The organism is Rhizobium sp. Root483D2 (assembly GCF_001426685.1).
Lineage (GTDB): Bacteria > Pseudomonadota > Alphaproteobacteria > Rhizobiales > Rhizobiaceae > Pararhizobium > Pararhizobium qamdonense.
Map to the genome: position 1 here is coordinate 254,778 of NZ_LMFB01000001.1, position 13,471 is coordinate 268,248.

Below are 13,471 nucleotides of genomic sequence, written 5' to 3' on the forward strand. Positions count from 1 at the left end.
CGGATGATATAACGTAAGTTTATACTTACATACCGATGACGCAGGCGCCGCCCGTCAATCCGGCACCTGCAGCCGTCAGCAGCAATTTCTCCCCGGATACGAATGGAGAGGCCTGATGGGCAAGCGAGAGCGACAGCGGAATCGTTGCTGCAGAGGAGTTTCCATAGGTTTCGATCGTGCGGACGGTTCGTTCAGGCGTAATGCCCAGATCGCTGCAGACGGTAACGAATATCCGGGCGTTGGCCTGATGCGGAATGAACCGGTCGATCTCCATGGCGCCGATCTCTGCATGGTCCAGAGCCCGGCGGGCGCAATCGCTCATCATCCGGACAGCCTGGGTGAACATGCCGCGCCCGTCGCGCATCGTCATCAGGCAATCTTCGGCCGCCATACCGGCAGCAAAGGGACGACTGCTGCCGCCGGCGGGGATTGAAATCAGGTCATAGCGGCTGCCGTCCGAGGCGAGATCGACGCCCAGCAATCCGGTATCCTCGTCTTCGGACGGCATGAGCACGACCGCGCCGGCCGCGTCGGCGAACAGGACCGAGCTTGCCCGCTCGGCGGGGTTGATGCGGCGGCTCAGAATATTGGCGGCAACCACCAGCACCGGCCGCCCTTGCGTGCGCACGAAACCATCGGCGAGCGTCAGGGCATAGAGAAAGCCGGAACAGGCCCCGGCGAGATCGACGGCACCGGAATTGGCCAATCCGAGATGATGGGCGAGCAGCGGCGCAGACGGCGGAAGCAGATGATCCGGTGTCGAGGTGGCAAGCAGCGTCAGCGCGATGTCCGCACGATCGACGCCCGCATTGCCGATCGCCGCCTCCCCCGCCCGTGCCGCAAGCGCAGACAACGTATCGCAAGGCCCAGCCCAGTAGCGGCTCCGGATGCCGGTCCGGCGTTCGATCCAGCCCGCCTCAAGACCGAGCCTCGCCTCGATCTCAGCATTTTCGACACAGCGCCCCGGCACGCTATGGCCAAAACCGGCAAGGCGGGAGGAACGCACGCGCCTCACAGGCGTCCCCCCGTAAACCAGTCCGCTGCCTCGTCGATCGCATCATAGGCGCGGTCGAGGTCCCCTGCCGTCACGCAATAGGGCGGCATCAGATAGATGATATTGCCGAGCGGCCGGATCAGCAGTTTTCTCTCGCGGAAGAACGCCCGGAGCTTTGGCCCGACATCCGCCAGATAGCCCGAGCTCTGCACCGTGAGATCCAGGGCGGTGATCGTGCCGATCCGTCGGACATTGCCAAAGCGGGGATCCGCCTCAAAGCGCGACAAACGTTCCGCCTGCATCGCCTCCAATGCGCCGATGCGTTCGCGCACCGGTTCGTTTTCCCAGACGGCCAGATTGGCGACGGCGGCGGCGCAGGCAATCGGATTGGCGGTATAGGAACTGGAATGAAAAAACGTCTTGCGGCGGTCGCCCGACAGATGCGCCTGGAAGATTTCGGCCGTGCAGAGGGTGGCGGCAAGCGGCAGGGCACCGCCGGTCAAGCCTTTGGATGTGCACAGAATATCGGGCGCCACCCCGGCCTGTTCGCAGGCAAAGACGCTGCCGGTGCGGCCCCAGCCGGTCATCACCTCATCGGCGATCAGCAGCGTGCCATGCCGTTCGGCGATGCGTTTCAGCACGGCGAGGACGTCTGGTGAATAGATGAGCATGCCGCCCGCCCCAAGGATGAGCGGCTCGATCAGCAGGGCCGCGACATCGCCGGATGCGCAGAACCGCTCGAAAGCATCCAGCGTCTCCTGCTCATGGCCAGCATGCGGAAACGGCAGCCGGTCGACGCCAAAGAGCATCGGCTCATAGGCCGCGTTGAAGACGCCGCGTTGCCCGGCCGACATCGTTCCGATCGTGTCGCCGTGATAACCGTGTTCCAGAACGCAGATGCGCCGGCGCGGGGTGCCGGAATTGTGGAAGAAGCCGAACGCCATTTTCAGCGCGACCTCGACGCAGGTCGAGCCGCTGTCGGAATAAAACACATGCGCAAGCCCCGGCGGAGCGATCCGCAACAGGCCGTGCGCCAGCTCCTCGGCCGGTTCATGGGTATATTCGGCAAAAATGATCTGGTCGTAGCGGTCGCATGCGGCCTGGATGGCCGTCATGATCGCTGGATGCCGGTGGCCATGCGTGATCACCCACCAGGAGGAGATGGCATCGAGAATGCGCGATCCGCCGTCATCGATCAGGCAGGCGCCGCCGGTCTCGACGATCCGCCGCATCGCCGGTTCGAGTGCATGCTGGGTGAAGGGGTGCCAGACGGGCGAGTTCATGGCGTGCTCCCGGTGAACGAGGACAGCGGGAAGTTTTCCCGAAAGGCCTGACTGAGGTTTTCCGGCGTCAACGGATCGAGACGTGGCAGGCGGCCGAGAATGCGCACCTGCCCCATCGCCGCGATGATCCGTTGGGTTTCCGTCTGTTCATCGCCGATGAAGGCAATGCCGAAAACCGGAATGGCGCGGTGGCGCAGTGCTTCGAGCGACAGCAGCGTGTGGTTGATCGTGCCGAGCCCGGTGCGGGCGCAAAGGATGACCGGGATCTGCCAGCGCGCGAAGACATCGGCAAAGACCTCCGTTTCCGTGAGCGGCACCAGCAAGCCGCCGGCACCCTCGATGACGAGCGGCGCGTCCGTCAAAGGTGGGGTCAATTTTGAGATGTCGATCGCCACATGATCGATCCGCGCGGCGAGATGCGGCGAAGCCGGCGTGCGCAAACGATAGGTTTCCGGGAAGATACGCTCTGGCGGCAGGCGGCCGAGCCGATGGACGGTCTGGCTGTCGGTCTCCTCGTCCAACCCTGATTGAACCGGTTTCCAGTAGGAACCGCCAAGTGCTGCCGCCAGGGCAGCCGAAAAGATCGTCTTGCCGATGCCGGTATCGGTGCCCGTCACCACGAAGCGCATCATGGTTTTTCCTCATTGATAATGGCTGCCAGCCTGGTGAACATGCGGGATATCGTTGCCCGATCGACATTCAGCGTGATGGCGATCCGCAGCCTTGCGGTGCCCTCCGGCACCGTCGGCGGCCGAATGGCGCGGATATCGAAGCCTTCAGCCCGCATGCGCGCGGCAATCCGCACGGCCCGGCCGTTATCGCCGATCAGCACCGGCAGGATCTGCGATCCGCTGCCGGCGTCGCCGAGTTTTTCTGTCAGTTCACTATTGGCAAAACGGCGCAACGCGTCGAAATCGGCACGGCGCTGCGGCTCGTCCACCAGTATAGCCAAGGCTTGGCGAACCGCTGCCGCCATCAGTGGCGATGGTGCGGTGGAATAGATGAAACCGCGTGCCCGGTTGACGAGATAATCGCAAAGCACCGCACTGGCGCCCAGCAACGCGCCGGACACGCCGAGCGCCTTGCCGCAGGTATGCAGCACGATGACGTTGGCGCGGTTTTTCAAGTCCGCTGCAAAACCGCGGCCATCCCGGCCTAAAACGCCGGTTGCATGCGCCTCGTCGATCACCAGGAAACCGTCATGCCTTTCGGCGACTGCGGCAAGCTCCGTCAATGGTGCGCGGTCGCCATCCATCGAATAGAGGCTTTCAACGGCGATCCAGGGATGGCCCGTTCCGCCGTCGGCCCGCCAGCGCTTAATCGCCTGCTCGAAGGATGCGGCATCGTTATGGGCGGCGGCCACCGCCTGCGCCTTGCCGGCCTGAATGCCCTCATGCGCACTGGCATGCACCAGCGCATCATGGACGACGAGATCTCCCCGTTGCGGCAGGGTGGAGAACAGGGCGGTGTTGGCGGCATAACCGCTGCCGAAATAAAGCACACGCTCGGCTGCAAAGAACGCGGCGGCCTCCGCCTCCAGCGCCTCATGCTCCGGATGATTGCCGCGCAGAAGCCTCGATCCACCGGCACCGGCCGGCACGCCGCGCTGAACGGCGGATGCAATCGCTGCAGCCAGACGCTCCGATCCGGCCAGCGCCAGATAATCGTTGGAACTGAAATCGGCCCCTGACCGGTCGATCAGGACACGCCGCCTGCCCTTGCGCTCCAGGCCCGCCAGCGTGGTCTCGTAGCGGGTAAGCCCCGAAGACATCATTGCGGCAGGTCCATCGGCTTCAGACCAAGACGGCGAAACAGGGCGGTGTCGTGATCCTCGCCCGGATTGTCCGCCGTCAGCAACGTATCGCCGGAAAAGATCGAATTGGCCCCGGCGAAGAAACAGAGTGCCTGCATCTCGTCGCTCATCTGCGTGCGTCCGGCCGAAAGGCGCACATGCGCGCGCGGCATCAGGATGCGGGCAAGCGCGATGGTCCGGACGAATTCGATCGGATCGACCGGTTCGGCATTGGCAAGCCGCGATCCGGGGATCGGGATCAGCATATTGACCGGCACGCTTTCGGGCGGCTCCGGCAAGTTAGCAAGCGTGACCAGCATCGAGATGCGATCATCCGTGGTTTCGCCCATGCCGAGAATGCCGCCGGCGCAGACCTTCATGCCGGCATCGCGGACATTGGCCAGCGTTTCCAGCCGGTCGGCAAAGGTGCGGGTGGTGATGACCTGCGGATAGAATTCTTCCGACGTATCGATGTTGTGATTGTAATAATCGAGCCCGGCGCCGGCCAACGTTCCGGCCTGCTGCGGCGTCAGCATGCCGAGCGTCATGCAGGTTTCCAGCCCGAGCGCCTTCACGCCTGCCACCATATCCACCAGCGTGTCCATGTCGCGGTCCTTGGGGCTGCGCCAGGCGGCCCCCATGCAATAGCGGCTGGCCCCTTCGGCCTTCGCCTTGCGGGCCTCCGCCAGCACCTTCTCGACCATCATCAACCTGGAGGCCTTCAGCCCTGTGGGCGAGCGCGCCGACTGGCTGCAATAGCCGCAATCCTCGGCACATCCGCCGGTCTTGATCGACAAAAGCCGGCTGATCTGGACCGCATTGGGATCGAAATTTTGCCGGTGAACGGACTGCGCCTGAAAGAGCAGATCGTTGAATGGTAAATTATAGATAATTCTTGCGTCATCGAGGGAAAAACGCGGAGGAACGGCCTCACTTTCGCAGTGAATTCCGGCCTCAACAGTCGTTTCCGCCGTGAAATCGGTCGGATCTTCGTCTCTCAGCATTCAACGCATCCTTCGATAGATTAAAAATAATAATTATCTATAATTTCTCGAAGAGTGGAAAATCGCAAGAGCCTTTTTGATTGCGGGCGGATAAAGTCGCGCATCGCGCACCGTCGAGCGGCCGCAAGCTGGTTCAATCAGCGAGAAAGAAAATTGGAAAAAATCGTCAGCCGACGATCGCAAAGGCGTCGCGCGTGGCGCCAGACGCGTTGCGGACGGGTTTCTGGCCGATCCACTGCACATGACGTTCGAGAACAGGTGCGGCGTTTTCGATATTGCCCTGGCGCAGACATGTCAGGATGGCGCGGTGATCGTGATCGGTGCGCACTTCCCATTCGGACCGCCAGCTGGCGAACAGGAAACGGGCGCTGGCCGCATGCAGATCGCTGATGGCGGCCAACAGGCGCGGCATGCCGCAGGGGGTGAGAATCAGCGTGTGGAAGCGCCGGTTGGCCTCCTCCCAGGAGCGGACATCATGGGAATTGTCGCCGGCAACGGTCGCCTCTTCGGCCTGGTCGAGGATTGCGGCCGTCAGATGTGGGGCCGCATGGCGAAGCGCCAGAACTTCAAGGGCTGCGCGCATCTGCGCCACTTCGCGCACTTCCTTCAGGTCGAAGGAGGCGACACGCACGCCACGGCGCGGCTCGCTGACCGCCAGACCCTGCGCTTCCAGGCGGCGGAAAGCCTCGCGTACGGGCACATGGCTAGTGCCGAACTCCTCGGCAATATGGTCCTGGCGCAGCTTCGTGCCCGGGTCCAACTGTCCGGTCACGATCCTGTCGGCAAGGATGCGGCTGATGCGGCTGGCAATCGTGTCTTCGCTCGCTGAGGTCATGTTTTATAGATAATTTGCCGGGGCGGCGCTGTCGAGGGCGCGATTGTAATCATTGGATATCTTCACAGTGTTGCGGCCGTTCAAGCGGGTCGCGTGGCGGCTACAGCGCCAAACGGCCCTTGACGCTTCGTCCAAAACTGTGCCTAGATTGGCGTATTCACCAGGGGGGTCCCGACAAGGGGCTGAGATTCTGCTGGCATGACAGGTGGCTTTGCCACCCTCAAGCAGCGCAGTGACCCGTTGAACCTGATCCAGTTCATACTGGCGTAGGGACGGTGCAAGCGCTGCTGAGATTCGGATTCCGTTCGCGGATTCGCGTCGGCGTCTTTTCATCATTCCGGCTCTGATGACTGGGTCTCCAACTTTGGAGCCTCAACCATGACTATTGCCGCACAGAACATTACCCCCACAGTCACCACCGGCCCGCTGCCGGCATCGCGCAAGGTGCATATTCCGGGCGAACTCTATCCGGATATCCGCGTTCCCATGCGCGAAATTGCCGTGCACCCGACCTCGGGCGAACCGCCCGTCTCCGTCTACGATCCCTCCGGCCCCTATACGGATCCGGCGCATCTCGTCTCGATCGATGCCGGCCTGCCCCGGCAGCGCCAAACCTGGGTCACCGCACGCGGCGACGTCGAGGCCTATGACGGCCGCCATGTCAAACCGGAGGATAACGGCTTTGCCACCGGCGAGCGGCTGACGCCGGAATTTCCGATCCGCAATCAGCCTCTGCGCGCCAGAAACGGCAAGGCCGTAACCCAGATCGCCTATGCCCGCGCCGGTATCATCACACCGGAAATGGAATATATCGCTATCCGCGAAAATCTCGGCCGCAGGCCGCCGAATGGTGCATTGATCCGCGACGGCGAGAATTTCGGCGCCTGCATTCCCGATCACGTGACGCCGGAATTCGTCCGCCAGGAAATTGCCCGCGGCCGCGCCGTCATTCCCGCCAATATCAACCATCCCGAATCCGAGCCGATGATCATCGGCCGAAACTTTCTGGTGAAGATCAACGCCAATATCGGCAATTCCGCCGTCACCTCGTCGATGGCGGAAGAGGTCGAGAAGATGGTCTGGGCGACGCGCTGGGGTGCGGATACCGTCATGGACCTGTCGACCGGCCGTAACATTCACAATATCCGCGAGTGGATCATCCGCAATTCGCCGGTTCCGATCGGCACCGTGCCGCTCTATCAGGCGCTGGAAAAGGTCAATGGCATCGCCGAGGATCTCAATTGGGAGGTCTATCGCGATACGCTGATCGAGCAGGCCGAACAGGGCGTCGATTATTTCACCATCCATGCCGGCGTGCGGCTCGCCTATATCCCGCTCACCGTCAACCGCGTCACCGGCATCGTCTCGCGCGGCGGCTCGATCATGGCCAAGTGGTGTCTTCATCACCACAAGGAGAGCTTCCTCTACGAGCATTTCGACGAGATCTGCGACATCGCCCGCGCCTATGACGTGACGTTCTCGCTCGGGGACGGGCTGCGGCCCGGCTCGATCGCCGATGCCAATGATGCCGCGCAGTTTGCGGAACTGGAAACGCTGGGCGAACTCACCCAGATCGCCTGGGCGAAGGATTGCCAGGTGATGATCGAAGGCCCCGGCCATGTGCCGATGCACAAGATCAAGGAGAACATGGACAAGCAGCTGGAAGTCTGCGGCGAGGCCCCCTTTTATACGCTCGGGCCGCTGACGACCGATATCGCGCCCGGCTATGACCATATCACCTCGGGCATCGGCGCGGCGATGATCGGCTGGTTCGGCACGGCGATGCTTTGCTATGTCACGCCGAAGGAGCATCTCGGCTTGCCCGATCGCAACGATGTCAAGGTCGGGGTCATCACCTACAAGATCGCCGCCCACGCTGCCGATCTGGCCAAGGGGCACCCGGCCGCCCAGCTGCGCGACGACGCGCTGTCGCGGGCCCGTTTCGAGTTTCGCTGGGAGGACCAGTTCAACCTGTCGCTCGATCCGGAAACCGCCCGTTCCTTCCATGACGAGACCCTGCCGAAGGAAGCCCACAAAGTGGCGCATTTCTGCTCGATGTGCGGGCCGAAATTCTGCTCCATGCGGATTTCCCACGACATCCGCGCCGAGGCGCAGAAGGAGGGGCTGGAGGCAATGGCCGCGAAATTCCAGGCGGGCGGCGCGCTCTACATGCCGCTCGATCCGGATGGAAATATCGTAACGGCCGGAGAGTAACAATGCGCGTGCTGATCAGGGGGGCCGGCGTCGCCGGCCTCACGGTGGCCCATGAACTTGCCATTGCCGGTATCGACGTCACCGTGGCCGAGATTGCAGCCAAACCCGGCGGCGGCGCCTCCTGGTTTGCCGGCGGCATGCTGGCACCCTGGTGCGAGCGCGAAAGCGCGCCGGAAACGGTGGTGACGCTGGGGTGCCGATCGGCAGACTGGTGGGACGCGGCACTGCCCGGCCATGTCGTCCGCAAGGGCACATTGGTCGTTGCGCCACCGCGCGATACGGCGGAACTTACACGCTTTGCGGCCCGCACATCGGAATTCGGCTGGCTGGACGGCGAAGAGATCGAAACGCTGGAGCCGGACCTTGCCGGACGGTTCCGGACGGCGCTTATCTTCAAGCAGGAAGCCCATCTGGATCCGAGACGCGCGATAACAGCGCTCTCCGGCAAACTGGCGGCAATGGGTGTGATCTTCCATTTCGGCACCGCGCCGGATTTTCCCGGCGATGGCTTCGACCACATAATCGATTGCACAGGCGCCAGCGCCATCGGGACATCGGCGGGCCTGCGCGGCGTGCGGGGCGAAATGCTGGTGCTGGAGACACCGGACGTGACGCTGTCACGCCCAGTCCGCCTGCTGCATCCCCGCATTCCGCTCTATATCGTGCCGCGCGGCGATGGCCGCTTCATGGTCGGCGCGACGATGATCGAAAGCGACGACTGCGGACCGGTCAGCGCCCGCTCGCTGATGGAACTGCTCAATGCCGCCTATGCGCTGCACCCGGCTTTTGGCGAGGCGCGTGTCATCGAGACCGGCGCCGGGGTCCGTCCGAGCTATCCCGACAACCTGCCGAGGTTTTCGGCGAAGGACGGCATGATAACGGTCAACGGATTGTACCGGCATGGCTTTCTGCTTGCGCCATCCCTCGCACAGGAGGTTGCGGCGCACATTCTCTCCACCTCGAAAACCAACGCGATCCGGCCGGTCAAGCCGTTCGATCCCGCCGCGATCATCCATCGCCGACACGAAAATCCCATGGGAGCAAGCCGATGAAACTGACGATCAACGGTGAAGACCATCAAACCGACATTTCCGATCTGTCCCAGCTTCTGACGTCGCTGGACTACGAGGGCGACTGGCTGGCAACGGCCGTCAATGGCGAACTGGTGCACCGCGACGAGCGGACAGGGTTCGTGCTCAGCGACCGCGACCGCGTCGAGATCCTGTCGCCGATGCAGGGAGGCTGATATGCTTGAGCTCTACGGGACCACCGTATCCTCCCGCCTGCTGCTCGGCACGGCGCGCTATCCCTCGCCCGCTATTCTGGCCGAGGCCGTCCGCGCCTCGAAAACCGATATTGTCACCGTCTCGTTGCGCCGGGAAAGCGCAGGCAGCCGCACCGGCGGCGCCTTTTTCGAGCTGATCCTGGCACTTGGCGTCCGGGTCCTGCCCAACACCGCTGGCTGCCACACGGTTTCCGAAGCGGTGCTGACTGCGAAAATGGCGCGCGACGTCTTTGCCACCGACTGGATCAAACTCGAGGTGATCGGTCATCACGACACGCTACAGCCCGATGTCTTTGCGCTGGTGGAGGCGGCGCGCATTTTGAGCGGCGACGGTTTCAAGGTTTTTCCCTATACGACAGATGATCTTGTGGTGGCGGAGCGATTGCTGGAGGCGGGCTGCCAGGTACTGATGCCGTGGTGCGCGCCGATCGGCTCGGCCATGGGGCCGGTCAATCTGCCGGCGCTGCGCAGCCTGCGGGCAAGCTTTCCCGATGTGCCTCTCATCGTCGATGCCGGTATCGGCCGCCCCTCGCATGCCGCCACCGTGATGGAACTCGGTTTCGACGCCGTTCTGCTCAACACAGCCGTCGCCGGTGCGGCAGACCCCGTCGCCATGGCTGCGGCTTTCACCGGCGCGATCGATGCGGGGCGCTCGGCCTTTCACGCCGGAATGCTGGAGCCACGCGACATGGCGGTTCCATCCACCCCGGTCATCGGCAAGGCGGTGTTTTCATGAAGCTCGACCCGTTCTACCTGATCGTCGACAGCGCCGTATGGATCGAGCGCCTCGTGCCGCTCGGCGTCAAGCTGGTGCAGTTGCGGATGAAGGACTGCGGCGATGCGGACTTGCGCGATGCCATTCGCCGCGCGAAAACGGTCTGCGCGGCGCATGATTGCCAGCTGATCGTCAACGATTTTTGGCGCGTGGCGATCGAGGAGGGGTGTGATTTCGTCCATCTCGGCCAGGAGGATCTGGCAGAGGCCGACATAGCCGCCATCCGGGCCGCCGGGCTGAAGCTCGGGCTTTCGACGCATGACGAGGCGGAACTGGAGACGGCATTGAAGGCCGAGCCGGATTACGTGGCGCTCGGGCCGGTCTGGCCAACCATCCTGAAGACAATGAAATGGGCGCCGCAGGGGCTGGAAAAGCTGCGCGACTGGAAGACGCGGATCGGATCGCTGCCGCTGGTGGCTATCGGCGGCCTCAATATCGAGCGGATCGGCAGCGTCTTTGCCCATGGCGCCGACAGTGCCGCTGTTGTCACCGACATCATCCTCAATGCCGATCCGGACACCCGCGTGCGGGAATGGATAGAGCATACCCGGCGCTTTCGATGAGCAGACCGAGATGACCGCCATGCCGCACGTGCTTGTCGTTGCAGGCTCCGATTCCTCAGGCGGCGCCGGGATCGTGCGCGATATCGAGACGCTGGCTGCTTTCGGCGTCAAGGCCTCGGTGGCAATCACCGCCATCACCGTGCAGACCCATCATGGCGTCGAGCATGCCGATCCCGTGGCTCCGGAGCGCGTGGCGCAACAGATGCGCGCGGCGCTGTCGGCCAATCCAATTGCCGCAATCAAGATCGGCATGCTGGCGACATCGGCGACGATTTGTGCCGTTGCCCGGGTGCTTGCCGATCATCCCGGTATCGCCGTGGTGCTCGATCCCGTTCTCGTCTCCACTTCCGGCCGCGCTCTGCTGGATCCGGACGCGACGGAAGCTCTGCCCGGTCTGTTTTCGGCGTGCACGCTCGTCACCCCCAATCTGCCGGAGCTTTCGGTGCTGGTCGCCATGCCGGGCAACACATCCGATCAGGCAAGATACCTTTTGGCGGCGGGAGCCGAGGCGGTTCTGGTCAAGGGCGGGCACGCTGACGGCCGGCAGGCGATCGATATCCTCTTCCGGGCCGGACATGAGGAGCAACCCTTTGCCTCCCCGCGCCTGGCGGCGGCGATACGCGGCACCGGCTGCATGCTGGCCAGCGCGATCTCAGCGCGCCTTGCCCATGGCGACGCGCTTCCAGCCGCCATCGCGATCGCGAAGGCCTTTGTGCACCGCAAGCTCCGCGAAACGTGAACAGCCATCTCCCTGCCAATTTGCGATAATGGCCGGCAACAGATGATCTGAACTGCCTCGCTCCATGCTGCTCTGCTAATCTTTCTTAGGGGGAGCGCGTCGGACGCGCTATATTTCGCAGGTGAAGACCGTGGTGGAGAGATTCGCGCCAATGCCGCATGACATGAACGGGAAGAGCAAGCAGCCCTTAGAGACAGACGACGAGCAGCCCTTCTTCGACCAGCTCCGCATGATGCAACGGGCTTTTGTCGCCTCGCCTGTCCGCAAGACCATCATCTGGCTTTCAATCGGGATCATCACCGTCATCCTGGCGACCGCCTTCGGGCAGATCCTACTGAACCGATGGTACAAACCCTTCTACGACACGCTGGAGCGGCGCGATCTCTCGGCATTCCTGCGGCAATTCATCACGTTCGGCCAGATCGCCGGAACGCTTCTGGTTCTCAACGTGCTGCAAACCTGGCTCAACCAATGGATCCGGATCAAACTGCGGGAAGGCCTGACCCTCGATCTGATCGGCGAATGGATGAAGCCGGCACGCGCCTTTCGCCTTGCCAATGCCGGTTCCATCGGCATCAATCCCGACCAGCGCGTGCATGAGGACGCACGCCATCTCGCCGATCTGACGGCGGGCCTCACCATCGGCCTGTTCCAGTCGGGCATTCTGCTCGCCAGTTTCGTCGGCGTTTTGTGGTCGCTCTCGGCCGGCTTCATCTTTCACGTCGGTGGCTACGATCTCAACATTCCCGGCTATATGGTTTGGGCCGCCTTCCTTTACGCCGGGACTGCGGCGGCCGTCAGCTGGTTCGTTGGCCGCCCGCTCGTCAAGATCAATGGCGACCATTATGCGCGGGAAGCCGCCCTGCGCTTCTCGCTGATGCGGGTCAATGAGCATATCGAGGCGGTGTCTTTGTCTTCCGGAGAAGGCAATGAAAAGCGACGACTCCAGCGCGATCTCGCCTCGGTTCTGGAAATCAGCAACAGGCTGATGATGGCGCTGACGCGGCTGACATGGGTCACCTCCGGCTATGGGTGGCTGACGGTCGTTGCCCCCATCGTCATTGCAGCCCCGGTCTATTTCAACGGCGATCTGAGCTTTGGCGGCCTGATGATGGCGGTTGGTGCCTTCAACCAGGTGAACACGTCCCTGCGCTGGTTCGTCGATAATATTGACGGCATCGCCGACTGGCGCGCGACGCTGCTTCGCGTCGCCGCCTTCCGGTCCGCGATCCTGATGACCGACGAGCGCCACGAAAACGATAAGCGCATCGATTTTGCCAAGGCCGACGGCGATCGCCTGACCATCGACCGGCTGGAAATCGCCCTGCCGTCCGGCTGCATCAAGCTTGCCGAGCAGCATGTGGAAATCCGGCCGGGCGACTGGGTTCTGGTGACCAGCGAATCGGATGTGGAAAAGGCGCCCTTCTTCCGCTCCCTGGCCGGTCTCTGGCCCTGGGGACAGGGGCGCATTGCGCTGCCCGACGGCGCGGACATCGCCTTTGTGCCGCGAACGCCCTATTTCCCGCCGGGAACGCTGGAAGAAGTGCTCAGCTATCCCGAAAATCCCGGCAGTTTCAGCAAAAGCGATTTGGTCTCGGTTTTGTCGAGGGTGGGGCTGAGCAAGCTGCAAAACAGCTTCGATCAGGATATGCGGACGAAATTGAAGCTGAACGAGGTCGAAATCAGGCTGCTCGCCATTGCGCGGCTGGGGTTGCACAAACCGCGTTGGGTGATCATCGACGAAACGCTCGATACGCTTGACCGCGACGCCTACCAGCAGGTGCTGACCTTCATGGAACAGGCCTTAAGCCATGCGGCCGTGGTGAATATCGGCAGGGTCGCGTCCGGCAACCGCTATTTTACACGCGTGCTGCAGCTGCAAAGCAGCCCGGCGGGAAAAACCATCCGCCTGCTCAGGCCGAAAAGCCTGCGCACGGACAATCCCGAACCGGCAGAATAAGAAAAGAGATAAAAGGGTTGCTGCCTC

The 13,471-nt window shown here is 62.8% G+C and carries 13 protein-coding genes and 1 riboswitch; of the genes, 7 read left to right on the forward strand and 6 right to left on the reverse strand.

Annotated elements, in window-relative coordinates; all coding sequences use genetic code 11:
• Nucleotides 1–25: 25 nt before the first annotated feature.
• The 6 genes from ASD32_RS01200 to ASD32_RS01225 all read right to left on the reverse strand — a co-directional run bounded on the left by ASD32_RS01200 (nt 26) and on the right by ASD32_RS01225 (nt 5,908).
• Nucleotides 26–1,015, reverse strand: coding sequence for a beta-ketoacyl-ACP synthase III (locus tag ASD32_RS01200; protein WP_082546581.1), 990 nt, complete (start codon nt 1,013–1,015; stop codon nt 26–28).
• Nucleotides 1,012–2,277, reverse strand: coding sequence for an adenosylmethionine--8-amino-7-oxononanoate transaminase (locus tag ASD32_RS01205; RefSeq protein ID WP_060636076.1), 1,266 nt, complete (start codon nt 2,275–2,277; stop codon nt 1,012–1,014). Before ASD32_RS01205 ends, ASD32_RS01200 begins: the two co-directional genes overlap by 4 nt.
• Nucleotides 2,274–2,909 carry a dethiobiotin synthase gene (gene bioD, locus ASD32_RS01210; protein WP_060636077.1) on the reverse strand — a complete coding sequence of 212 codons (636 nt, stop codon included), beginning with the start codon at nt 2,907–2,909 and terminating at the stop codon, nt 2,274–2,276. The genes ASD32_RS01205 and bioD overlap by 4 nt, the downstream gene beginning before the upstream one ends.
• Nucleotides 2,906–4,051, reverse strand: a complete 1,146-nt coding sequence (locus tag ASD32_RS01215) for an 8-amino-7-oxononanoate synthase (protein ID WP_060636078.1) — start codon at nt 4,049–4,051, stop codon at nt 2,906–2,908. Before ASD32_RS01215 ends, bioD begins: the two co-directional genes overlap by 4 nt.
• Complete coding sequence (gene bioB / locus ASD32_RS01220) at nt 4,048–5,016, reverse strand: biotin synthase BioB (RefSeq protein ID WP_060636247.1); 969 nt, start codon at nt 5,014–5,016, stop codon at nt 4,048–4,050. Before bioB ends, ASD32_RS01215 begins: the two co-directional genes overlap by 4 nt.
• Before the next feature lie 223 nt (nt 5,017–5,239).
• A complete protein-coding gene (locus ASD32_RS01225; protein WP_060636079.1) occupies nt 5,240–5,908 on the reverse strand; it encodes a GntR family transcriptional regulator in 669 nt (222 codons plus the stop codon).
• 152 nt (nt 5,909–6,060) lie between these two features.
• Nucleotides 6,061–6,199, forward strand: a riboswitch (TPP riboswitch).
• An 87-nt stretch (nt 6,200–6,286) separates the two neighbouring features.
• Here ASD32_RS01225 and thiC point away from each other — a divergent pair.
• The 7 genes from thiC to ASD32_RS01260 all read left to right on the forward strand — a co-directional run bounded on the left by thiC (nt 6,287) and on the right by ASD32_RS01260 (nt 13,444).
• Nucleotides 6,287–8,122 carry a phosphomethylpyrimidine synthase ThiC gene (thiC, locus tag ASD32_RS01230; protein ID WP_060636080.1) on the forward strand — a complete coding sequence of 612 codons (1,836 nt, stop codon included), beginning with the start codon at nt 6,287–6,289 and terminating at the stop codon, nt 8,120–8,122.
• A gap of 2 nt (nt 8,123–8,124) precedes the next feature.
• Complete coding sequence (thiO, locus tag ASD32_RS01235; protein ID WP_082546583.1) at nt 8,125–9,174, forward strand: glycine oxidase ThiO; 1,050 nt, start codon at nt 8,125–8,127, stop codon at nt 9,172–9,174.
• Nucleotides 9,171–9,368, forward strand: a complete 198-nt coding sequence (gene thiS / locus ASD32_RS01240) for a sulfur carrier protein ThiS (RefSeq protein ID WP_060636081.1) — start codon at nt 9,171–9,173, stop codon at nt 9,366–9,368. The genes thiO and thiS overlap by 4 nt, the downstream gene beginning before the upstream one ends.
• Before the next feature lies 1 nt (nt 9,369).
• Complete coding sequence (locus tag ASD32_RS01245; protein WP_060636082.1) at nt 9,370–10,143, forward strand: thiazole synthase; 774 nt, start codon at nt 9,370–9,372, stop codon at nt 10,141–10,143.
• A complete protein-coding gene (locus ASD32_RS01250) occupies nt 10,140–10,745 on the forward strand; it encodes a thiamine phosphate synthase (RefSeq protein WP_060636083.1) in 606 nt (201 codons plus the stop codon). The genes ASD32_RS01245 and ASD32_RS01250 overlap by 4 nt, the downstream gene beginning before the upstream one ends.
• A gap of 10 nt (nt 10,746–10,755) precedes the next feature.
• Nucleotides 10,756–11,484: a hydroxymethylpyrimidine/phosphomethylpyrimidine kinase gene (locus ASD32_RS01255; protein ID WP_060636084.1), complete on the forward strand. Its 729-nt coding sequence runs from the start codon at nt 10,756–10,758 to the stop codon at nt 11,482–11,484.
• Nucleotides 11,485–11,614: 130 nt separating this feature from the next.
• Nucleotides 11,615–13,444, forward strand: coding sequence for an ABC transporter ATP-binding protein/permease (locus ASD32_RS01260; protein WP_244490059.1), 1,830 nt, complete (start codon nt 11,615–11,617; stop codon nt 13,442–13,444).
• The last annotated feature ends 27 nt before the right edge of the window (nt 13,445–13,471 follow it).

Excerpts from the sequence above, each read along its gene's own strand:
- thiC (WP_060636080.1), top strand. The coding sequence starts at position 6,287 with ATGACTATTGCCGCACAGAACATTACCCCCACAGTCACCACCGGCCCG.
- thiO (WP_082546583.1), top strand. The coding sequence starts at position 8,125 with ATGCGCGTGCTGATCAGGGGGGCCGGCGTCGCCGGCCTCACGGTGGCC.
- ASD32_RS01245 (WP_060636082.1), top strand. The coding sequence starts at position 9,370 with ATGCTTGAGCTCTACGGGACCACCGTATCCTCCCGCCTGCTGCTCGGC.
- bioD (WP_060636077.1), bottom strand. The coding sequence starts at position 2,909 with ATGATGCGCTTCGTGGTGACGGGCACCGATACCGGCATCGGCAAGACG.
- ASD32_RS01205 (WP_060636076.1), bottom strand. The coding sequence starts at position 2,277 with ATGAACTCGCCCGTCTGGCACCCCTTCACCCAGCATGCACTCGAACCG.
- ASD32_RS01225 (WP_060636079.1), bottom strand. The coding sequence starts at position 5,908 with ATGACCTCAGCGAGCGAAGACACGATTGCCAGCCGCATCAGCCGCATC.
- thiS (WP_060636081.1), top strand. The coding sequence starts at position 9,171 with ATGAAACTGACGATCAACGGTGAAGACCATCAAACCGACATTTCCGAT.
- ASD32_RS01250 (WP_060636083.1), top strand. The coding sequence starts at position 10,140 with ATGAAGCTCGACCCGTTCTACCTGATCGTCGACAGCGCCGTATGGATC.
- ASD32_RS01215 (WP_060636078.1), bottom strand. The coding sequence starts at position 4,051 with ATGATGTCTTCGGGGCTTACCCGCTACGAGACCACGCTGGCGGGCCTG.
- ASD32_RS01255 (WP_060636084.1), top strand. The coding sequence starts at position 10,756 with ATGACCGCCATGCCGCACGTGCTTGTCGTTGCAGGCTCCGATTCCTCA.